The sequence below is a fragment of the Acinetobacter sp. CFCC 11171 genome (genome assembly GCF_003268405.1).
Taxonomy (GTDB): domain Bacteria; phylum Pseudomonadota; class Gammaproteobacteria; order Pseudomonadales; family Moraxellaceae; genus Acinetobacter; species Acinetobacter amyesii.
The window spans coordinates 104,829-125,166 of the sequence record NZ_LQXP01000005.1; the positions used below are offsets into that span (position 1 = coordinate 104,829).

The 20,338-nt window shown below is 39.7% G+C and carries 17 protein-coding genes and 2 pseudogenes; 5 read left to right on the forward strand and 14 right to left on the reverse strand.

Translation table 11 applies throughout. The features are described 5' to 3' along the window. Window positions 1-319 precede the first annotated feature (319 nt). From AVJ20_RS04310 to AVJ20_RS04325, 4 genes and pseudogenes are all read left to right on the forward strand, one after another. A pseudogene (locus AVJ20_RS04310) lies at window positions 320-1,753 on the forward strand (circularly permuted type 2 ATP-grasp protein); the annotation flags it as partial. A gap of 22 nt (window positions 1,754-1,775) precedes the next feature. Beyond that, window positions 1,776-2,378 carry a hypothetical protein gene (locus tag AVJ20_RS04315; protein ID WP_111884276.1) on the forward strand — a complete coding sequence of 201 codons (603 nt, stop codon included), beginning with the start codon at window positions 1,776-1,778 and terminating at the stop codon, window positions 2,376-2,378. Beyond that, complete coding sequence (locus AVJ20_RS04320; protein ID WP_111884277.1) at window positions 2,375-3,154, forward strand: transglutaminase family protein; 780 nt, start codon at window positions 2,375-2,377, stop codon at window positions 3,152-3,154. The genes AVJ20_RS04315 and AVJ20_RS04320 overlap by 4 nt, the downstream gene beginning before the upstream one ends. Before the next feature lie 17 nt (window positions 3,155-3,171). Next, entirely contained in the window at window positions 3,172-3,906 is a 735-nt protein-coding gene (locus AVJ20_RS04325; protein WP_111884278.1) for a proteasome-type protease, read from the forward strand. A 95-nt stretch (window positions 3,907-4,001) separates the two neighbouring features. Here AVJ20_RS04325 and alr read toward each other — a convergent pair whose 3' ends face one another. From alr to ppsA, 12 genes are all read right to left on the reverse strand, one after another. Further along, complete coding sequence (gene alr / locus AVJ20_RS04330) at window positions 4,002-5,075, reverse strand: alanine racemase (RefSeq protein WP_111884279.1); 1,074 nt, start codon at window positions 5,073-5,075, stop codon at window positions 4,002-4,004. A 48-nt stretch (window positions 5,076-5,123) separates the two neighbouring features. Then, window positions 5,124-6,563 (reverse strand): replicative DNA helicase, encoded by a 1,440-nt coding sequence (gene dnaB / locus AVJ20_RS04335; RefSeq protein WP_111884293.1) that lies wholly within the window; start codon window positions 6,561-6,563, stop codon window positions 5,124-5,126. A 238-nt stretch (window positions 6,564-6,801) separates the two neighbouring features. Next, entirely contained in the window at window positions 6,802-7,248 is a 447-nt protein-coding gene (gene rplI, locus AVJ20_RS04340) for a 50S ribosomal protein L9 (protein ID WP_078188585.1), read from the reverse strand. A gap of 9 nt (window positions 7,249-7,257) precedes the next feature. Continuing rightward, window positions 7,258-7,485 carry a 30S ribosomal protein S18 gene (gene rpsR, locus AVJ20_RS04345; protein WP_004278792.1) on the reverse strand — a complete coding sequence of 76 codons (228 nt, stop codon included), beginning with the start codon at window positions 7,483-7,485 and terminating at the stop codon, window positions 7,258-7,260. 12 nt (window positions 7,486-7,497) lie between these two features. Continuing rightward, window positions 7,498-7,884 (reverse strand): 30S ribosomal protein S6, encoded by a 387-nt coding sequence (rpsF, locus tag AVJ20_RS04350; protein WP_004696436.1) that lies wholly within the window; start codon window positions 7,882-7,884, stop codon window positions 7,498-7,500. Window positions 7,885-8,402: 518 nt separating this feature from the next. Further along, window positions 8,403-9,281 (reverse strand): heme o synthase, encoded by an 879-nt coding sequence (cyoE, locus tag AVJ20_RS04355; protein WP_111884280.1) that lies wholly within the window; start codon window positions 9,279-9,281, stop codon window positions 8,403-8,405. A gap of 10 nt (window positions 9,282-9,291) precedes the next feature. After that, the gene (locus AVJ20_RS04360) at window positions 9,292-9,618 is read right to left on the reverse strand and encodes a cytochrome o ubiquinol oxidase subunit IV (RefSeq protein ID WP_078188582.1); all 327 of its coding nucleotides are present in this window, start codon (window positions 9,616-9,618) and stop codon (window positions 9,292-9,294) included. Further along, a complete protein-coding gene (gene cyoC, locus AVJ20_RS04365; RefSeq protein ID WP_078188581.1) occupies window positions 9,618-10,238 on the reverse strand; it encodes a cytochrome o ubiquinol oxidase subunit III in 621 nt (206 codons plus the stop codon). Before cyoC ends, AVJ20_RS04360 begins: the two co-directional genes overlap by 1 nt. A 4-nt stretch (window positions 10,239-10,242) precedes the next feature. Beyond that, window positions 10,243-12,231, reverse strand: a complete 1,989-nt coding sequence (cyoB, locus tag AVJ20_RS04370; RefSeq protein WP_078193968.1) for a cytochrome o ubiquinol oxidase subunit I — start codon at window positions 12,229-12,231, stop codon at window positions 10,243-10,245. A 3-nt stretch (window positions 12,232-12,234) separates the two neighbouring features. Continuing rightward, window positions 12,235-13,302 (reverse strand): ubiquinol oxidase subunit II, encoded by a 1,068-nt coding sequence (gene cyoA, locus AVJ20_RS04375; protein WP_078193967.1) that lies wholly within the window; start codon window positions 13,300-13,302, stop codon window positions 12,235-12,237. A gap of 377 nt (window positions 13,303-13,679) precedes the next feature. Continuing rightward, window positions 13,680-14,387 carry an RDD family protein gene (locus AVJ20_RS04380; protein ID WP_416240534.1) on the reverse strand — a complete coding sequence of 236 codons (708 nt, stop codon included), beginning with the start codon at window positions 14,385-14,387 and terminating at the stop codon, window positions 13,680-13,682. Window positions 14,388-14,469: 82 nt separating this feature from the next. Next, window positions 14,470-16,848 (reverse strand): phosphoenolpyruvate synthase, encoded by a 2,379-nt coding sequence (gene ppsA / locus AVJ20_RS04385; protein ID WP_111884281.1) that lies wholly within the window; start codon window positions 16,846-16,848, stop codon window positions 14,470-14,472. Window positions 16,849-17,001: 153 nt separating this feature from the next. On the opposite strand from ppsA, the gene AVJ20_RS04390 reads away from it, so the two are divergent. Further along, window positions 17,002-17,838: a pyruvate, water dikinase regulatory protein gene (locus AVJ20_RS04390; protein ID WP_078193964.1), complete on the forward strand. Its 837-nt coding sequence runs from the start codon at window positions 17,002-17,004 to the stop codon at window positions 17,836-17,838. Window positions 17,839-18,819: 981 nt separating this feature from the next. On the opposite strand, the gene AVJ20_RS04395 is transcribed toward AVJ20_RS04390, so the two are convergent. Both AVJ20_RS04395 and yiaA read right to left on the reverse strand, forming a co-directional pair. Further along, a complete protein-coding gene (locus AVJ20_RS04395) occupies window positions 18,820-19,392 on the reverse strand; it encodes a flavoprotein (protein ID WP_111884282.1) in 573 nt (190 codons plus the stop codon). A gap of 263 nt (window positions 19,393-19,655) precedes the next feature. Then, a pseudogene (yiaA, locus tag AVJ20_RS04400) lies at window positions 19,656-20,131 on the reverse strand (inner membrane protein YiaA). Window positions 20,132-20,338 lie beyond the last annotated feature (207 nt).

Here is a 20,338-nt window from a genome sequence, read left to right on the forward strand (position 1 = left end):
ATAAGAAATCTTCCTGCGTTAAGCAAGTCTTCATCTGAAAAAAACTAAGATGATTTTAATAACGCAATTTGACACAACTTGAGCAGTTAGATGCTGTACCGCTTTGCAAAAATGATGCATAAATAATCAAAGAGAAGCAACATATTTATTGATGGCATATATATTGCTTTATCTAGTTCATATAAAACAAAAACATGGAGTTGCTATGCTGAAAGAAAATCGTAATACAACTTCAAATGGAATTGAGGGTTATGAGGCAAAGTTGGTCAATACTTCTGTCTCTACATTAAAAAATTTACCTCTTGCTCGAGGACATGCGCTGTTTAATCAATTTAATTCGGATTTTTTTAATGAAATGCGCGACAGTAAAACGGTAGCTAAAGAATCATGCCAACGGATAGAGCAGTGGTTATCACAGCATACACTTGATGAATTAAAACAACTAAATCAGGTAGCAAAACAACATTTTCTCTATGAGGGTATTACCTTTACAGTGTATGGCGAAGATGAAGGCATTGAACGCACTATTCCATATGATCTTATTCCTCGTGTGATTGCACGAATGGAATGGAATAATTTATCACTGGGCTGCGCACAGCGCGTGAAAGCTCTCAATCTGTTTTTACATGATGTCTACCATCAACAAGATATTTTAAAAGCAGGAATTATTCCTGAACTGCAAGTCTTAACGCATGAAGCCTATTTGCCACAAATGTATATGCATGGGCTAAAAGGTAAAATTTATAGCCAAATCAGTGGCATTGATATCATTCGAGATCAATCAGGTGAATTTTACGTCCTTGAGGATAATCTTAGAACACCGTCGGGTGTGTCGTATATGCTAGAAAGCCGTAAGATCAGTCAAAAACTGATGCCTGAACTTTGCCAGCAAAGCAACATCATGGGGATTGAGCAGTATCCGCAGCTTTTACGTGAAATTCTTGCAGAAAATGCCTACGTCGATAACCCGTTTATCGTGGTTTTAACCCCAGGGCGTTTTAACAGTGCATATTATGAACATGCCTTTTTGGCAAGGGAGATGGATGTACCCTTAGTGACATCGCGTGACCTTTATGTAGAAAACGATAAGGTTTATGTGAAAACCATCAAAGGTCGACAACAGGTTGATGTAATTTATCGTCGTGTGGATGATGCTTTTCTCGATCCATTATGTTTCAAACCTGACAGTACTTTGGGCATAGCAGGGCTCATGTCAGCGTATATGCAGCATAATGTGGTCATTGCAAATGCACCGGGAACAGGCGTAGCAGATGATAAATCGATATATCCTTATGTGGATAAAATGATTCATTTCTATTTAGGCGAACAAGCGATCCTGAAAAATGTGCCGACTTATCAATGTCGTGAGCAGAACGACTTGGACTATGTGCTGTCGAATATCGAAAAATTGGTGGTGAAAGAAGCACAGGGTTCAGGTGGATACGGCATGCTGATCGGTCCGCAAGCCTCTTTACAAGAATTAAATAGTTTTAAAGATAAGGTGGCCGCAGCACCACATTTATATATTGCACAGCCGACTTTAAATTTATCTGTTAGCCCAACCCTAAGTGAGGCAAATGTTTCGGAACGCCATATTGATCTGCGTCCATTTGTATTGAGCTCTCCATATCGAACTGAGATTGTACCGGGTGGCTTAACTCGTGTTGCAATGCAAGCAGGTTCATTGGTGGTGAATTCTTCGCAAGGCGGCGGGATTAAAGATACATGGGTAGTAGACGATTTACGCTCATAGCACTTCAGTGAAGGAGCAAAACATGATTTTATTAAACAGTAATGCAGAACATATTTTTTGGTTGGGACGTTATTTAGCACGCACTCAATATTTATGCAGTATTTTTCCATTTCAAGATGTCGATATGGCATTGAACTATGCACATGCTTTTTGTTTACCAGCCTTCGATGTCGACTCAATGAATGAATTGGTTTTAAATGCAGAGCAACCGGCGTCATTTTACAGCCAATTTAAATATGCGCAAAGTAATATACAGGACTTAAGGGGTGTACTTTCAGCAAAAAGTTATGCAGAACTCAGCCGTTTAATTCGTAATGCGAGTGATAACCCGGGTTATATCTGTGACGTGGTAACAGATTGCCAAGATGTTTTAGAGTCCGAATCTGAAGATGTATTTTTATTTTTTAGTTTAGGACAAGCCATAGAGCAGCTTGATCGCCAGTTACGCATGCAGCAGGACATTCAACACACCATTGCGAAGATTGAACATATCGTAATCACTTTAGTTCAGTTTGGCTGGGAAAGCGTGCAAGAGGCATGGCAGGCACTAAAGCAACAACCGAATAGCCAAAATTTTTACCATTTCAGTGATCATATCCAAAATATGTTTGAGGTGGCTGTATGAGGCTCATGATCAACCATCAGACCCATTATGTTTACACTGATGTGGTTAGCAGAAGCATTCAATATATCAAAATGACCCCATCCACTAATGCGCATCAACAGGTGCAAAATTGGGATGTGAGTGTGCCGGGGCAACGTGATATGCAATTGGATACTTTTGGTAATGTGTGGTTGACCACAACGCAGAGCGAACCTTATCTTCAAATGACCATTATGGCGCAGGGCATCGTAGAGATGAATTTGAGTTCAAATGATTCAAATGCGGATGATTTAAACCCGAAATTGTTTTTACAGCCAACGCCGAGTACGCAATGCGAAATTTACATGAAAAGTTTTGCCGATTGTTATGTCCCTCGTATCAATCGTGTCAATCTAATTCGTTTGGCTGAAGCGATCTTGGCGCATATTCCCTATGTATCGAATCAAACATCGGTACATACTTCAGCGATTGATGCTTTTCATCATAAGCAAGGGGTATGTCAGGATCATAGCCATGTCATGATCGCAATGTGTCGCTATTTGGGTATTCCTGCACGTTATATTTCTGGGTATTTATTTGTGCCGAATAGTAGCCACCTTGCCAGTCACGCTTGGGTAGAAGTCTATATCGAAAATAAATGGTATTGTTTTGATGTCAGTAATCAGCTATTTACACCACAATCACATATTTATGTTGCGATTGGGCGGGACTACTGGGATGTAGCTCCAGTTCGAGGCGTTCGTGATAAAGGTGGTATTGAGTCTATGAGCTCAATTGTACAAGTGCTGAGTTGTTAATCATTTGAGGGATAAAAATGACCTATTGTTGTGCATTACGGTTAAAAGATGGCATGGTATTTATCAGTGATACACGGACAAATGCAGGTGTTGACCATATTTCAGTTTTTCGCAAACTTTATTCCTTTGGTATTGTGGGTGAGCGATTTATTACCATCCAAACCTCTGGAAATTTAGCTACTACACAAGCGGTCATTGGGCATTTACAAAATCAGCTAGAGGTCAAACAAGAGCCGAATTTATATAGTGTAAATACGATGTTCGAAGTGGCTGAATTGGTCGGGCATACCTTAAAAAAAGTCATCTCAGATGTCACCTCAGATATTTTAGAACAAAGTAATTATTACAGTAGTTTATTGGTAGGCGGTCAAATTGGCAGTGCGGATATGCAGTTATATAACATCTATCCACAAGGCAACTTTATTTGTGCGACACCAGATACCCCATATTTTCAAATTGGCGAAAGCAAATATGGCAAGCCGATACTCGACCGAACTTTGCGTTACGATATGCCGCTCGATGAAGCAATGCGTTGTAGCTTAATTTCTTTTGATTCAACGATACGCTCAAATGTGTCAGTGGGTATGCCTTTAGATGCTTTGGTTTATAAAAAAGACAGTTTAGAAATACCAAATGGTAAGCGCATTTATGAAGAGGACCCATATTTCACCATGATCAGTAAAGGCTGGTCAGAAGCATTGCGTCAGGGTTTGATTGAATTGGCAAAACCAACAGCTGACTATTTTCAATAACCATTTGATCAACAAATCGATCCATTTAAAAAGTGAATAAAAAAAGCGAGATAAAAAAAAGCCCAGATTTGATCTGGGCTTTTTGATTCGGCTAATTAAGCTAATTTACGTACAGGGCGCGCGCTCATACGGCATAATAATTCATAGCCAATGGTTCCGTTCGCTTCTGCAACGTCATCAACCAGACGATCTTTGCCCCAAAGCTCAACTTCAGTGCCTATCGGTGCATGCATACCGGTGATATCAATCGCAATCATATCCATGGCAACACGGCCAATCACACGCGTTTTCTGTCCATGGATGGATACATAGTTTTGTTTAGGGAAGGCACGTGGATAACCGTCACCATAACCAATCGACACAATCGCAAGATTCATTTCTTGTTCTGCAACGAAAGTCGATCCATAACCCACAGATTCACCAGCTTGAATGGTATTTAAAGCAATCACTTCAGCGGTAAAGGTCATCACCGGTTTAAGATCTAAGGCTTCTACAGAACGGTCTGCGAAAGGTGTCGCGCCATATAGCATGATGCCTGGGCGAACAAAATCAAAATTCAGTTCTGGCCATTTGAAAATCGCTGCTGAGTTACAGCACGAACCCATGATTGGCGCACAAGCTTCTTTTACGTGTAAAAATTGTTCACGTTGTTGGTCATTTAAAGGATGATTTTCTGCGTCTGCATTGGCAAAGTGCATCGCCAGTACGCAAGTAAAACCTTCCGCCTTTAAAGCATTAATGACATCAATAATTTCAGGCACTTTAAAGCCTAAACGGTTCATACCGCTGTTGAGTTTGACCCAAACTTTTAGACCTTGAGCGATATAGGCATCTTTATGCGCACGTAACCAATCTAGTTGTTGCTGATGATGCACCACACATTCAATTTTTTTATCGATGACAATTTGCATTTCATCATCTGAGAAAATGCCTTCAATCAACGTAATAGGCTGTTCATAACCCAGTTCGCGAATTTCTAATGCTTCTTCTAGGCAGGCAACACCAAAGGCATCGCTGTCTTTTAAGGCTGCTAAGCAGTCTTTAACTCCATGTCCATAAGCATTGGCTTTCACCATGCTTACAATTTTAGCGGTTGGGGCAAGTTGTTTGACACGGTTTAAATTATATTGAAGTGCTTGTTGATCAATATAAACTGTAGCTTGGCGCACCCTAAATACTCCTACAGGGTCGATGAATTAATGGATGATAAAGAGTCTTTACTCTTCATCATCATACTGAGCATAAAACTCAGGGGAGAGGTTACTAAATTTGGTGTATTGACCTTCGAAGGCAAGACGCACAGTACCAATTGGACCGTTACGCTGTTTACCAATAATAATTTCTGCAGTACCTGCTTCTTTAGACTCTTTGTTATAAACCTCGTCGCGGTAAATAAACATGATCAAATCGGCATCCTGCTCGATTGCACCCGATTCACGTAAGTCGGACATCACTGGGCGTTTATTGGGACGGTTTTCCAGTGATCGGTTCAGCTGTGACAGTGCAATTACTGGGCAGTGCATTTCTTTAGCCAGTGCTTTTAAGCTTCTGGAAATTTCCGAGATCTCGCCAACACGGTTATCGCCCATACCGGGTACTTTCATAAGCTGCAAGTAATCGACCATGATACACCCGAGTTTACCGCCATGCATTTTTGCAATTCGTCGAGCACGGGCACGTACTTCCGTTGGCGGTAGTGCAGACGAGTCATCGATATACAAATTCTTTTCTTGGAGATGCACAATAGTACTGGTCACTTTTGACCATTCATCAGCATCCATTTTACCTGCACGTAAATGTCCTTGGTGTACACGACCGAACGATGAAATCAAACGCATCGCAATCGAATCCGCGGGCATTTCCATGGAGTAAACCAGAGCAGGCAGGTTATTATTAAACAGCACACTTTCAACCAAGTTCATGGCGAAAGTGGTTTTACCCATCGATGGACGGGCCGCTACAATAATCAAATCGCCTGCTTGCATACCTGAGGTTTTATTATCAAGTTCAACAAATCCAGTAGTTAAACCCGTGATACTGCCTTCAGTTTGTGAAAGTTCATTCAACTTATCAAAAACACTAGCAACGACAGAGTTAATGGCTTTAGGGCCTTGTGCTTTGGCGTTATTGTTGTGTTGCTCGGCAATCGAGAAAATATTGGTTTCTGCCAGATCTAAAATTTCACTGACCGTACGACCTTTGGTGTCATAGGCATTTTGTAAAATCTCTGAGCTGACTTTAATCATGCTGCGTAAAGTGGAAAATTCTTTAATTTTTGCAGCATAAGTTTCAAGATTATAGAAACTTGAAGGTGAATCTGACATCAGTTGCATCAGATATTCTTCGCCACCTGCAGCATCGAGCAAGTTTTGTTTAATCAGCCAGTCATTGACCAAGACCGCATCATAAGGAGAGCTATCTTTTGATAGCTGGTCGATGGCACGGAAAATATATTTATGACGGGTCGCATAAAAATCAGCTTCAGTCAGTACATCACCCACTTGCTCAAAAGATTCTGCAACGGTCATCAGTGCAGCAAGCACGGCTTGTTCAATCGCAAGGTTATGGGGTGGGGTACGAAACTCTTTCAACGAACTTTGTTCTGTGGTTTTTGCTGTTGGCGTAGAGTTTGGCTTGATGGCATTCGCCTGTGACATAAAAATCCCTGATGCTGAAACCATTTAATGTGATGGAAATGGGTGCTAATTACAGTTTTTTCAACTCTTCATTGAACTGAAATGATAGGCGTTTTCTACAGAAATGCGAACAAGTATTTCCGATTAATTCGTCATACATTGAATTGAATGAAGAGTTAAAAATATAAAAAAGTTGGAGCACTATTTTTTACAGATAAAAAAAGAGCATGCGTAAGCATGCTCTTTTCTTTGCAAGAAATTACTCAGCTACGATAGTAACTAGAACTTCTGCAACAACATCATGATGCAATTGGATTGCGATGTTGAATTCACCAGTGTTGCGAAGCGCACCATTTGGTAAACGAACTTCTGCGCGGTCTACAACAAGACCAGCATTAGTTAACGCGTCAGCGATGTCACGAGTACCGATAGAACCGAATAGTTTACCTTCGTCACCAGCTTTAGCAGTGATCACGATGTTAACTTCGTTCAATTGGTCAGCACGTGCTTGAGCAGCAGCTAATACTTCAGCTTCTTGTTTCTCAAGTTCAGCACGACGAGCTTCAAATGCAGCAGTGTTAGCTTCAGTAGCAGCAACTGCTTTACCTTGAGGGATAAGGAAGTTACGGCCGTAACCAGCTTTAACTGAAACTTTATCGCCTAATTTACCAAGGTTTTTAATGCGTTGTAATAAGATAATATCCACAGCTCAACCTCACTTATGATTGTCAGTGTAAGGGATCAAAGACAAGTAGCGAGCTTGTTTGATAGCAAGCGCTAATTGACGTTGGTAACGAGCTTTAGTACCTGTAATACGGCTAGGAACAATCTTGCCGTTTTCAGTGATGTACTGTTTTAAAGTGTCGATATCTTTGTAGTCGATGTACGTAACGTTCTCAGCTGTAAAGCGGCAGAACTTGCGACGACGGTAAAAACGTGCCATGTTATGTTCTCCTTATGCTTCAGCAGAGTCTTGAGCTTGTTGTGCTTCTTCACGTTGAGCTTTACGCGCACGTTTTTCTTCAGCACTCTTAGCCAATAGTGACTCTTCAGTGATAGCGTTTTCACGACGGATGATAAGGCTACGAATGATTGCATCGTTATAACGGAACAATTCTTCTAGCTCATCAAGAGTAGTTTGACCACACTCAACATTCATAAGAATGTAGTGAGCTTTGTGGATCTTGTTGATTGGGTAAGCCAATTGACGACGGCCCCAGTCTTCAAGACGGTGGATTTGACCTTCAGCTTCTTTGATGTGAGTTAGGTAACGTTCTACCATACCCACAACTTGATCGCTTTGGTCTGGATGTACCAATAGTACGATTTCGTAGTGACGCATTGTCAGCTCCTTACGGTTTAGGCAGCCCCAATCATTAATTGATTGAAGCAAGGAGTCACAACTAAAGTTGTGTCGCAAAGTTTGCGAAGCGTGAATTTTAGAGCGTTTAGGTTTGAAATACAAGGCATAGATTTAAAATGCTTGAATTATTTATGGTTTAATGACTATCTTTAATACACAGCTAGAATCGGATGCAGATTGTAAAAATAGGAGATATGTTTTTAATTGCGGGGAGCTTATCTTGTATTTGATGAGTTACGATCATATAGACGTTGTAATGATATAAATTTGATTTAAATTAAAGATCTTTTGTCATATTTGATTGTAGATATCGATTTGAATCCTAATACAAATATGAAATATTTTTGTACTTGTCTGAAATCTATTGTACATGGGTAGATATTGGGAGAATCAGCGTTAAAACAGTTTTAGTGTGTATAGTAGTATTTCGATTTAAATTTTTGCTTTGCATTGAAGATGTCTAGAAATAAAAAAAGATAGAGTAAAACTCTATCTTTTTAAAAAAATACAATTGGCTTTAGAGGAGCAGTGGAAGTAAAACTAAAAATTAAACTAATCACTGTGATCAATTTGACTGAATACATGAAATATTGTTTTGCCCAAATTTGATCATCTTCAGCTTTGAATCCTTGAATGGTCAGATAAATCCAATACAGACTTAAGGCATTTAGGACAATAATATAAATCCAATTCGCATAACCAAAAAAGAATAAACCGTTCATGGTGATGCAGAACAAAAACACGTAAACCAAAGATTCAACCTTGGTACGGTGAATTGAACGTGCTACAGGTAATATTGGAATTCCTGCATTTTTGTAGTCATCAAATCGGTAAACTGCAATTCCCCAAGAATGAGGCATTTGCCAAAATGCATAACCAATAAAAATCAGTAATGCACCTAAATCAAACTGGTTTGCAACAGCCGTATACCCGATTACAGGTGGCGCTGCGCCAGAAAGACTGCCGATAATGGTTTGATGGATTGTTGTTCGTTTTGTCCATAAGCTATAAAAACCAACGTATACGACAAAACCAATAACAGCAAAAAGAAAAGCGTAAGCATTTACCCAGAACCATAAAATGCTAAAACCAATTACACCTAAAACTAAAGCAAAAACTAAAGCAACAGGAATCGAAATTGATTTTTTAACCATCGCACGATTTTGTGTGCGTTGCATTTTTGAGTCGATGTCTTGGTCAATAACGTTATTGATTACACATCCAGAAGCGACCACAAAGAGGGTGCCTAAGAGGGTAAGAAGCAACAGAAGGAAATCTACAGAACCTTGGGCAGCTACAAAGTAGCCACCCAAAGCGGTAACAAAGTTACCAAAGAGAATTCCTGGTTTAGTCAGGAATAAATACTTTTTCAGCATGACGACCAGTTTAGATCATCATATTGAAGTGAAGGTAGTTCATAATCCACACAGAACCTACTAAAAGGATAGCAATTGTGAGGATTGTATAAACAAATGCAATCACGTTCCAGCGTTGCTCTGAAGAAGAGTTCATATGCAGGAAGTAAACTAACTGAATAAGAACCTGAGCAACCGCAGTAATCGCAATTACGGCAACCAATAGACCGCGGCTAAAACCACCTGCCATTACCATACCGAATGGAATTACGGTAAGTAGAACAGAAAGGATAAATCCGATTGTATATTGTTTAACGTTACCGTGAGCTGCACCAGCAGAGTTATGATCGTGACTCATTAGATAACTCCCATCAAGTAAACAACGCTGAATACGCAGATCCAAACGATGTCAAGGAAGTGCCAGAACAAGCTTAGGCAAGCAAGACGACGAGTGTTTGGAAGTGTCAAACCATATTTCTTGATTTGGAACATCAACACAAGCATCCATACCAAACCAGAAGTTACGTGAATACCGTGCGTACCAACTAAAGTAAAGAACGCAGATAAGAACGCACTTGTGCTTGGGCCATGACCAGCATGAACTAAATGATTGAACTCATAAAGTTCCATGCCAATGAAGGCTGCACCAAATACCCAAGTAACTGCTAACCAAGTTAAAACTTGACCAACATTTTTCTTGTATGCTGCAAGAACAGCAAAACCAAAAGTTACAGAAGAGATAAGAAGGGCGAAAGTTTCAGTTAAAACGAAACCTAAAGATTCACCAAACAGCTCTTGTGCACTTGGCGTACCCACTGGAACGTGGCTACTTAATACAGCGAACGCGATGAAGAGTGTCCCGAAAAGAACCAAGTCACTCATCAAGTAAGTCCAGAAACCAAAGACAGTGATGTCAGTATCATCGTGATGATGATGTTCGTCATGTCCGTGGTTGTCGTGATGAAGTACTTCAGCCATTGTCTTAGTCCTTCTTCAAATGTTTTTCAAGAAGCGCGTAGCGTTCATTTTCAATACGTTCAACTTCTGCAGCTGGAACATAGTAGTCAACTTTCTTAGTGAAAGAAGAAACGATGAAGCTGATAATTGAAGCAATGAAAGTTACAACGACTAACCACCAGATATGCCAGATTAATGCGAAGCCCATAACTGTAATAAACATTGCAATTACGAAACCTGCCGCACGGTTTGTAGGCATATGGATGTCTTCGTATGTAGTTGGCTTAGCGTAAGCAACACCATTTTCTTTGTCAGTCCAGAAAGTATCAATACCATTGATCTTTGGAAGATAAGCAAAGTTATAGAATGGTGAAGGAGATGAAGTAGCCCACTCAAGAGTACGACCATCCCAGATATCGCCAGTAACGTCCATGTTGTCTTTGCGTTGAAGGAAACCAACAACGATTTGCATAACAAAACAGAAGATACCGATAGCAACCAATACAGAACCAAATAAAGCGATCGCTAAGTATGGATCCCATTCAGGGTTGTCATATGTATTCAAACGACGAGTCATACCCATGAAACCAAGGATATAAAGTGGCATGAATGCAAAGTAGAAACCGAAGAACCAGAACCAGAACGCTGCTTTACCCCAAGTTTCATTCAATTTCCAACCAAACATTTTTGGCCAGTAGAAAATGATACCCGCGAACATCGCGAACACTACACCACCAATAATTACGTTATGGAAGTGAGCGATAAGGAATAAAGAGTTGTGTACTAAGAAGTCCGCTGGTGGAACTGCCATTAATACGCCTGTTAAACCACCAATACCGAAAGTCACAAGGAAGCCAAGTGTCCAAAGCATTGGAGTTGTATAGGTGATGCGGCCCTTGTACATGGTGAATAACCAAGAGAAGATTTTCACACCAGTAGGGATCGCAATGATCATGGTCATGATACCGAAGAACGCGTTAACGTTGGCACCAGCACCCATTGTAAAGAAGTGGTGAACCCATACAACTAGTGAAAGAACACCAATTGCTACAGTTGCGTACACCATAGATTTGTAGCCGAACAACGCTTTGCGTGAGAACACAGCAGTAACTTCTGAGTAAATACCAAAAGCAGGTAATACCAAAATGTAAACTTCTGGGTGACCCCAAGTCCAAATCAAGTTTACATACAACATAGGGCTACCACCCATGTCATTTGTAAAGAAATGGAAGCCGAAGTAACGGTCAAGTGAAAGCATTGCAATAGTCGCAGTCAAAACTGGGAATGTTGCAACGATAAGCACTACAGTAACTAATGCAGTCCAAGTGAAAATAGGCATGTCCATAAGTTTCATGCCAGGCGCACGCATTTTGATGATGGTAACGAAGAAGTTAACACCAGTAAGAAGCGTACCTAGACCAGAAACCTGAAGTGCCCAGATATAGTAGTCTACACCTACACCTGGAGAGTATTCGATGCCAGAAAGTGGAGGGTAAGCCATCCAACCTGTTGCAGCGAATTCACCAATTGCAAGAGAAGCCATCATCAAGCCCGCAGCGCCGGCGAATAACCAGAAGCTAAGAGAGTTTAATAATGGGAATGCTACGTCACGTGCACCAATTTGAAGTGGTACAGCAACGTTCATTAAACCAACAACTAGACCCATTGCTACGAAGAAGATCATGATTACGCCATGGGCAGTAAAGATCTGGTCATAGTGTTCTGGGTGTAAGTAACCTTCACCGCCACCTTTTGCAAGGAACAGTTGAAGACGCATCATAATCGCATCGGCAAAACCACGCACAAGCATGACAATTGACACGAGGATATACATGATACCAATTTTTTTATGGTCTACAGATGTGAACCATTCGTTCCACAAGTAGCCCCATTTTTTAAAGTAGGTGATACCAGCAACAATTGCGATACCGCCAAGGATCATCATTGCAACAGTAACCAACACGATTGGGTCGTGTGGAATTGCATCTGGTCCTAACTTACCTAATAAGCTCATGTCTTATTCCCCTGCAACAGTCGCATGTTCAACGCCTGCATGAGCTTCAGAAGCAGCAGCTTCGTGTCCAACAGTAGCTGTATGATCAGCACCGTGGTAGTTGCTCATGTATTTGTTAATCACTGATTCGAACAATTTAGGTTCAACTGAAGAATAGTAAGTCACTGGGTGTGGCTTAGTAGGGTAAGGCTTCATTGCTTCAGCTAAAGCCTTCTCTTCAGGAGTAGTTGCTTTGGCAACTAAAACTTCGATCTGGTGTTTAGAACGGTTGCCGTCACGTAAGGTTGCAAATTCAGCTTGGTCTAAAACAGTTTTTTGAACCGCTTCAGGATTAACTGAAGAACCATTACCAGCTTTAACAGCAGAAACCCATTCAGCAAACTGAGCATCAGTCACAGCATGTGCACGGAAGCGCATTTGTGAGAAGCCATAACCTGAATAGTTAGAAGAGAAACCACGGAAGCCTTCAGCAGGACTAGTTTCATCAGCTAATAAGTTCAAGTGAGTTTGCATACCTGCCATAGCATAAATCTGACCACCTAACGCCGGAATGAAAAATGAGTTCATTGTGAAGTTAGATGTTAAACGAAGGCTTACAGGAGTTTTCTCAGGGAAGCGGATCTCGTTTACAGTCGCGATGCCTTGTTCAGGGTAGATGAAGATCCATTTAAATTGTTCAGCAATAACTTGAACAGTTAAAGGAGCTTTATCTGACTCGAGTGGACGGTAAGGGTCATACTTGTGGGAACCCCACCAAGTTAACCAAGCTAAAATAGCGATAATAATTACGGGAATACCCCAAACTACAACTTCAATTGCAGTCGAGTGTGCCCAAGTAGGTGCATAGTCTGCATCTTTATTTGACGCGCGATATTTCCAACCAAACCAAAGAGCCATAAGTGCTGATGGAATAACTACCAACAACATTAGGTAGATCGCAGTAAGCATGAGGTTTGACTGACCTTCAGCAACTGGACCTTTTGAGTTTAGAAGTACCATATCACCACCACACCCAGTTAAGAGTGCAGCGATCGCAGATAAAGACAATACAGCTAAAATTGTTTGTCTCATTTTACAACCTCGGTGAAGAGTCCCATTCCCTAATTTTTAAAATTGGGATAGCGAATAAAGTGTCGCATGATTGTGATTTTTCAGATATGAAAAAAAGTTCACAATGATGTGACACCGCTACGTTGTAGGGCATTATGCCTGATATCGGCAAACTAAGCTATACATAAAGATGCTTTAAATGACTGTATTAAAACCCTATTTTGTTGGTCGGGATTGTGTTTTTTTTATCTGAATTTTATTTTAATTTCAATGTAATGCACAAAAAAGGGATGAGAAATTCATCCCTCAATAAAAGTGAAAGTTATTGGTTTATTACCTTGGTTTTTGCTAACTTGTCATGCAAAGTTTGACGCTTTTTGCCGAAAATAAAAACGGAATCAATGATTGCGCTTAAAGGCATCGATAAAAAGTTCAGAAAAATAAAATAAAACACTACGTAAAGTGAAGCCACGCATGAGGTTTACAGGTTGGCTGGTTTCGGCATCTACGATTTTAATTTTGGTGATTTTTTTACCAATACTTTGACCAGATTTAGCAATCAAATACGCTTGAATGAAAAGCATAATGAAGAGGTAAGCAAACATTGCAATCCAAGCTTGGTTGGGAAACATTTCAATCATTTGTGTTTGTAATGTTTGTAAAACATTCGGATCAGCATTTGGGGTCATCACAGCTTGCATAAACTGTTCATTTAGATTGGCAAATTGTGTCTTTTCACTCGGATTAAAAAATGCCGTTAAGATAAAAGTAGCAGGTATCCAAAGCAGTAAATCAACGATCTTAGCCAAAACACGTTTAGGAATACTGGCTAGGCTAGTTTGCAATTGTACCGCTTGAGGCTGTGCGTAGGTGTTTGATGGCGTAGTTGCAGTTTGATTTGATTCGAATGCTGTCGGTGCTATATAACCTGCAGGCATATAAACCAACTGACCTTGAGTGAGTTCACCCAAAGCTTTCCATTCGGTCATACCTTGGTGCCAAACCAAGTCCGTGAGTAACACTTGTTGGCTCGCGAGCATTTGATTAAGTTGTTCTAAGGTGTAGGGACCAGCTTGTTGGTTATTTCGTGCCAAGTAAATCTGCATAAAACTAAAATCTCAAAAAACGTCTGTAAAAGTATAAATAAAAAAAAAAGACCCACATGTGGTCTTTTTTTAACACAGTTTATTAAGCTTGTTGAGCTTTTTCTTCAGAAAGGAAGAACCAAGTGTCTAATACTGAGTCTGGGTTAAGCGAAACAGACTCAATGCCTTGTTCCATTAACCATTTAGCTAGGTCAGGGTGATCTGAAGGGCCTTGACCACAAATACCTACGTATTTGCCAGCTTTACGACAAGCATGGATTGCCATAGAAAGAAGTGCTTTAACGGCTGGATCACGTTCATCAAATAGGTGAGAAACGATACCAGAGTCACGGTCTAGACCGAGTGTTAACTGAGTTAAGTCGTTAGAACCGATAGAGAAACCGTCGAAGTGTTCAAGGAACTGTTCAGCCAATAATGCGTTAGTTGGAAGTTCACACATCATGATCACTTTAAGACCGTTTTCACCACGTTTAAGACCGTTAAGCGCTAACAATTCAATAACACGTTTCGCTTCAGCAACAGTACGTACGAAAGGAATCATGATTTGAATGTTCGTTAAGCCCATTTCGTCACGTGCTTTTTTCAGTGCGCGGCATTCAAGTTCGAAGCAGTCACGGAAATTGTCAGACACATAACGGCTTGCACCACGGAAGCCAAGCATTGGGTTTTCTTCTTCAGGTTCGTATAACTTACCACCGATTAAGTTTGCATATTCGTTTGACTTAAAGTCAGACATACGAACAATCACTGGTTTGTCAGCAAACGCTGCAGCAAGTGTAGAAATACCTTCAACTAGTTTTTCAACATAGAATTCGATAGGAGATGCATAACCCGCAGTACGTGACATTACAGCAGCACGAGTTTCACGTGGTAGGCTGTCAATATTAAGCAATGCTTTAGGATGTACGCCGATCATACGGTTGATGATGAACTCAAGACGAGCAAGACCAACACCTTCGTTAGGAATTTGAGCAAAGTCAAATGCGCGGTCAGGGTTACCTACGTTCATCATAATTTTGAACGGAAGTTTAGGCATAGATTCGATAGAATTACGTTGGATTTCAAAGTCCAAAGCACCTTCGTAAATAAAGCCTGTGTCACCTTCAGCACAAGAAACAGTCACTTCTTGACCGTCAGTCAATACTTCAGTCGCATTACCACAACCTACGATTGCAGGAACACCAAGCTCACGTGCAATAATCGCAGCGTGACAAGTACGGCCACCACGGTTAGTGACAATCGCAGCTGCACGTTTCATTACTGGTTCCCAATCTGGGTCAGTCATGTCAGATACAAGTACGTCGCCGTCTTGAACTTTGTCCATTTCTTTGATCGAAGTCACGATACGAACGCGACCAGAACCAATACGTTGACCGATTGAACGACCTTCACAAATAACATTACCTTTTTGCTTAAGCAGGTAACGCTCCATTGTGCCTACGTTTTGGCGGCTCTTCACAGTTTCAGGACGTGCTTGAACGATATAGATTTGGCCATCATCGCCATCTTTCGCCCATTCGATGTCCATTGCTGAACCGTAATGGTTTTCAATGATCAATGCTTGTTTAGCAAGTTCTTGAAGTTCGTGGTCATTTAAAGCGAATTGTTGGCGATCTGCTTTTTCAACGTCTACAACAACCACTGACTTACCTGCAGCGCCTTCTTCACCATAAATCATTTTTTGGTGTTTAGAGCCAAGGTTACGGCGTAATACAGCGTGTTTGCCTGCATTTAAAAGTGGTTTAGATACATAGAATTCGTCAGGGTTAACAGCACCTTGTACAACCATTTCACCCAAGCCATAAGAAGCTGTGATGAAAACTGCGTCGCGGAAACCAGATTCTGTATCTAGTGTAAACATTACACCAGCAGCACCTGTTTCAGAGCGAACCATACGTTGAACACCAGCAGATAACGCAACAACGTCATGTGCGAAGTTTTGGTGTACACGGTAAGAAATTGCGCGGTCGTTATAAAGTGAAGCAAATACTTCTTTAATCGCAATAAGGACGTTGTCGATACCACGGATGTTCAAGAAAGTTTCTTGTTGGCCAGCAAATGAAGCATCTGGTAAGTCTTCTGCTGTTGCAGATGAGCGAACGGCAACCGCGATATCAGGGTTGCCGTTTGAAAGAGCTGTGAAAGCCTCACGAATTTCTGTTTCAAGTTCAGCTGTAAGCGGAGTGTCTACAATCCATTGACGGATTTTTGCACCAGTTTCAGCAAGTGCATTTACATCGTCAACATTGAGTGCAGCAAGTTCAGCGTTAATTTTAGCGTTTAGGCCACTTTGCTCGAGGAATTCACGATATGCTTGAGCTGTAGTAGCAAAACCACCAGGAACAGATACACCAGCATTTGCTAGATGGCTGATCATTTCACCTAATGATGAGTTTTTACCACCCACGAGTTCTACGTCGTGTTTCCCTAATTTTTCTAGACCAATTACGCGCGCTTCCAAAGTTGTTACTCCACTTTTGCAGTATTAATCACTATCTTGGCATGAAATTATAACAAATTACTTAGCATTCTAAATTTACTAAGTGACAGTCATGTAAGATGGTTTACTATAAAGATTATATAGCACTAAGACAAATTTTGGAGGAGAATTTTAATGTCAGAAGGTAAACAGATTCAGCGTAGTGTTTTCTTTGTTTCGGATGGTACCGCGATTACCGCAGAAACCCTTGGACACTCACTGTTAGCCCAGTTCCCTCATGTAGATTTTGACATTCATATTATTCCATATATTACCTCTGAAGAAGCTGCTACAAATGTGGTTGCAGAGATCAATCTTAGAGCGCAGCAAGACGGTCAAAAGCCTTTGGTGTTTGATACCCTTGTAGACCCGTATGTACGTGACATTATTAATACTGCAAATGCGATAAATCTTGATGTTTTTGAAGGGCTTATTAGTAAATTGTCTGACGAGTTAGGCACTGCACCTACGACTTTAGTCGGTCAAACCCATGCAGTTACAGATTCTGAGTCTTATAAAGCACGTATTGATGCGGTGCATTTTGCTTTAGATAACGATGATGGGGCACGTACTCGTCATTATGATAAAGCCGATTTGATTTTAATTGGAGTATCACGTTCGGGTAAAACACCAACTTCAATCTATCTCTCTTTGCAATTTGGTATTCGTGTAGCGAACTATCCTTTGACAGAAGAAGATTTGGATGACAACCGTTTACCTGCAGTTTTACGTGAGCACAAACATAAGTTGTTTGGCTTGATGATTGATGCAGAGCGCCTTGTAGCAATTCGTTCAGAGCGTAAGGCCAATAGTCGTTATGCAAGTTTTAGTCAGTGCCAAATGGAACTACGTGCGATTGAAGGTATTTATATTTCTGAGGGAATCAAATACTTAAACGTGTCTGAAATGTCGATTGAAGAAATTTCAACACGTGTTTTACAAATGACCGGACTGAAGCGTCGCATTGGTTAAGTGTAAATTGAGCCACTTTGGTGGCTCTTCTGATAATAATAAATTACCGTATAAACTATATAAAAATAGTATTAATTTCTGGTTTGTCATACTTTTAATGAATGATAAATATTTAAGATATTGATGAAAATTTTCCTCAATATTTAGACTTAAATTTTAAGCAATTTTTGCATTCATTTGTGTACCAGTTCGATGAATTTCTTTGGCTGAAAATTTATAAAATATGGCCAAATTGACAGCACAAATCTTTTATAAAAATCCGTGTTTTGCTGTATTTTTATCTATGAATTAAGCCCGAATAATCCACTTGATATGAGTTGTATAAATACAAGATTTAGCTAATATGGTTTAATATTTAATCAATTTTTCAAAAATACTGATTTAAATGCTAAAAAAATAGGCAGAAAATAGAATAAAAAATAATCAAACAGTTGCTTTTGGATACTAAATATAAAGAAATGGCACCATTTATTTAATTGATGTGGGTGAAAAATAGTCAAATTAATAACATTCAGGCTCTAAACTCCGATATAAATTGATATTTAAACTGGATTTCAATCTGTTATTTTCCTATTAAATATAGATAACAATATAGGTAAATATCGGTTGAACATAAGCATCAATATAAATTTTTCAACTTACAGTTAAGGAGTAAATAGAGCTGTGTAAAAAAATAAGCACTGAAAAAATTATTGGTTTGAAATAAAGTTTTCATGAAGAATTGATCATAATTATTCCAAAATTACACCTCTATAAACTCGCTCTATCTGCAGGTGTAGTGCTGATGCATGATTTATGCAATAGAGCTGATAAAGCTATTTTTCATTTATGAGTTTATAAGAGTTTTTAGCCTTATTGAATTGAAGTATCCAATATAGTAGGGGAGCTACCAAAAGCCGCTAGAGATGGCTTTTGGTATTGTGATTTTTGATCAATCAGATAAATTTTAGTAAATGTTATGTGAAAATCATTTCATTGTAATTACTTTTCTTTAGGCTGGTTAGGTTCGCTGCGCACAATGACATCACACTCAAACGTATGCTCATCTAAAGCCGTGATTGAATTATTCTGAATATTCGCAATTGGCCAAGTATTTAAGATGCAGTTGGGCTGCTGTAATGCAGCATAATAATGATCCGATTTTAGGAAGGTTTTGTTCTGAATTGCGGTATTTGGACTGAGTAAATGTCTTAACCAATGGTTCGGCACTTGATCTTCTAAAAAGCGAATCGCCAAAATACTCTTAATACGATTGCTAAATAAACGTCGATTTTTTGCAATCAGTGGATGTTGGATTAATTTATTCAGTAGACGTTCGGTGCGTGGTAAGACAAATTGCGGTTTGATTTGATAGACCATGATGTTATCTGCAACCTGACATAGATGATGTAGTTCAGAGACCACATGCTGATCTATCCCAATAATTGCGATTTTTTGATTCTTAAAATCATAATCTTTGATCTGTTCTGAACCGATGATCGTTCCACGAAAGTGTTCAAAATCCTCTAGATGATTATTAAAAATATGGTGGGTTGCATCCTGCTTGTTGGCCATATTTATTCCTTATCTTTTGTTTTTTTAGTTGAGTGTTAGATGGGAATATATTCTGTGATGGGCCAGTTGGAGTAAAGCGTTTTTTCAGTCTGATGAGTCATGCAATTTGTCTAGAATTGATTTGCTTGGCCCTTGTCATTTATACATTTCTAGGAGTGAACTGATTTTTTTATGCGTTGTAGTTCATTAACCGCTCAAGCAGATCGATAAAACAATGAGCGACCTGCATGAACAGCTTTTGAGATCTATAAATTTTGTGAGTTTTAAAGTGGTTCATCATCTGGTGAGTTATAGTCAAGCTGACTCGTGGTTGAATGTTTAAGTTCGGGTTGGTCGGTATGTGTACGTAAATAGTCCATATCACGAATATTTTTTTGTACAGCAACTATACCAAACAGACTCATTAGGAAAGCCATCATGTAAAAACCTTTTTCACTTAATGCCAGTTCAGCATTCCATAGACCAATGGCAAGAAGTACGAGGCAAATAATGACGGATGCCCAGCACAGTCCAAAGTAGATTGCAGTGACATGCATTCCTTCTAAACGGTCAAGAATAATTTTTTGTAATGAAACCGATGAAAATAATTCATAGAGCAATAAAATGAGATAAAAGCCTTTTTCATTCAGCATCATATTTGCATTGAATAACCCTATGCAAAACACCACAGCGCCTAAAATGAGGGCACATCAACTTGCTGTGATAAATGCGGTGTTAGTTTATCAACATATGGGCTCATGATTGTTTTTTATATTGAATATCTATACACCAATAAAAATGAGTAAATCAATTATTTCGTTGAGGCAATGATGGTTTTTAAGTACAGGTTTGGTCGTTGTTAGCCGAAACCATATTATCTGTTGACTGCTATCCGTCTAAAGAGCCACAAAAAATGTAGTCACAATTCTACCTTTAGACGGATTAAACGCTTGGATTAGATCATTAA

What these genes read in the sequence shown, in the direction of transcription:
- AVJ20_RS04315 (WP_111884276.1), top strand. Translation starts at nt 1,776, where the DNA reads ATGATTTTATTAAACAGTAATGCAGAACATATTTTTTGGTTGGGACGT.
- AVJ20_RS04320 (WP_111884277.1), top strand. Translation starts at nt 2,375, where the DNA reads ATGAGGCTCATGATCAACCATCAGACCCATTATGTTTACACTGATGTG.
- AVJ20_RS04325 (WP_111884278.1), top strand. Translation starts at nt 3,172, where the DNA reads ATGACCTATTGTTGTGCATTACGGTTAAAAGATGGCATGGTATTTATC.
- dnaB (WP_111884293.1), bottom strand. Translation starts at nt 6,563, where the DNA reads ATGTCACAGGCGAATGCCATCAAGCCAAACTCTACGCCAACAGCAAAA.
- rpsR (WP_004278792.1), bottom strand. Translation starts at nt 7,485, where the DNA reads ATGGCACGTTTTTACCGTCGTCGCAAGTTCTGCCGCTTTACAGCTGAG.
- rpsF (WP_004696436.1), bottom strand. Translation starts at nt 7,884, where the DNA reads ATGCGTCACTACGAAATCGTACTATTGGTACATCCAGACCAAAGCGAT.
- cyoE (WP_111884280.1), bottom strand. Translation starts at nt 9,281, where the DNA reads ATGCTGAAAAAGTATTTATTCCTGACTAAACCAGGAATTCTCTTTGGT.
- AVJ20_RS04360 (WP_078188582.1), bottom strand. Translation starts at nt 9,618, where the DNA reads ATGAGTCACGATCATAACTCTGCTGGTGCAGCTCACGGTAACGTTAAA.
- cyoC (WP_078188581.1), bottom strand. Translation starts at nt 10,238, where the DNA reads ATGGCTGAAGTACTTCATCACGACAACCACGGACATGACGAACATCAT.
- cyoB (WP_078193968.1), bottom strand. Translation starts at nt 12,231, where the DNA reads ATGAGCTTATTAGGTAAGTTAGGACCAGATGCAATTCCACACGACCCA.
- cyoA (WP_078193967.1), bottom strand. Translation starts at nt 13,302, where the DNA reads ATGAGACAAACAATTTTAGCTGTATTGTCTTTATCTGCGATCGCTGCA.
- AVJ20_RS04380 (WP_416240534.1), bottom strand. Translation starts at nt 14,387, where the DNA reads ATGCAGATTTACTTGGCACGAAATAACCAACAAGCTGGTCCCTACACC.
- AVJ20_RS04390 (WP_078193964.1), top strand. Translation starts at nt 17,002, where the DNA reads ATGTCAGAAGGTAAACAGATTCAGCGTAGTGTTTTCTTTGTTTCGGAT.
- AVJ20_RS04395 (WP_111884282.1), bottom strand. Translation starts at nt 19,392, where the DNA reads ATGGCCAACAAGCAGGATGCAACCCACCATATTTTTAATAATCATCTA.